The organism is Microbacterium umsixpiens (genome assembly GCF_053543675.1).
In genome coordinates this window covers 1-960 of sequence record NZ_JBLVOH010000205.1, presented here as the reverse complement: position 1 = coordinate 960, position 960 = coordinate 1, and the positions used below count along the sequence as shown (strand labels likewise).

At 69.9% G+C, this 960-nt stretch carries 1 protein-coding gene; it reads right to left on the bottom strand.

Features of this window, described 5'->3' with window-relative positions:
• Positions 1 to 4: 4 nt before the first annotated feature.
• The coding region (locus ACNPM4_RS17940; protein WP_448986588.1) for a polyprenyl synthetase family protein at positions 5 to 960 on the bottom strand (956 nt) is incomplete at its 5' end.

Genomic DNA, 960 nt, shown 5'->3' with positions numbered 1-960 from the left:
GCGATCAGCTGGAGCGTTCGGCGAGGGTCTCTGCGAATCGGGTCAGCGCCTCGCGCACGGTGCCACGCGGCAGCGGTGCGAGCGCGTCGACGGCATCCCGCGTCCACGCGTGCGCGAGTTCGAGGGTCTTCTGCGTCACCCGGTGATCGCGCAGCTCGTCGAGCGGGCCGTCGAGGATCGCGGGGTCGGCGCCATCGGCGATGAGGGCCACCCCGTCATCGATGCGCGCCGCGAGGTCGACGGCGGCGTCATCGGGCTCGGCCTTCAGCAGCAGGTACGGCATGGTCGGGACGCCGGCGCGGAGATCGGTACCCGGCACCTTCCCGGTCTCTTCGGGCTTGGCCGACAGGTCGATCACATCGTCGAGCAGCTGGAACGCGACGCCGATCTTCTCGCCGTACACGCGCAGCGGCTCCTCGTACTCGCTCGGCGCGTTGGAGAAGATCACACCGCCCTGCGTGGCGGCGGCGATGAGAGAGCCGGTCTTGTCGGCGAGCACCTGGATGTAGAACGCGATCGGGTCGTCGTCCTGCTGCGGCCCGAGGGTCTCGTGCATCTGACCGAGGACCAGGCGCTCGAACGTGTCGGCCTGGAGCCGGATGGCGCGCTCACCGAGCCGGGACATCAGCTGGCTGGCGCGGGAGAAGAGGATGTCGCCGGTGAGGATGGCGATGTTGTTGCCCCACACGGCATGCGCCGCCGGCACGCCACGACGGCGGTCGGCGCCGTCCATGACGTCGTCGTGATACAGCGAACCCAGGTGGGTGATCTCCAGCGCCTTGGCGACATCGATCACCTCGGAGGTGTTGCCGTCGCCGAGCTGGGCGGCGAGCAGCGTGAGCACGGGACGGATGCGCTTGCCGCCCGCCTCGTACAGATAGCGACTGGCCGCATCGGCCAGCGGGTCGGCGACCCGGACGTCTTGGGCGAGGCCGGTCTCGACGAGCTCGAGGCCGTCTT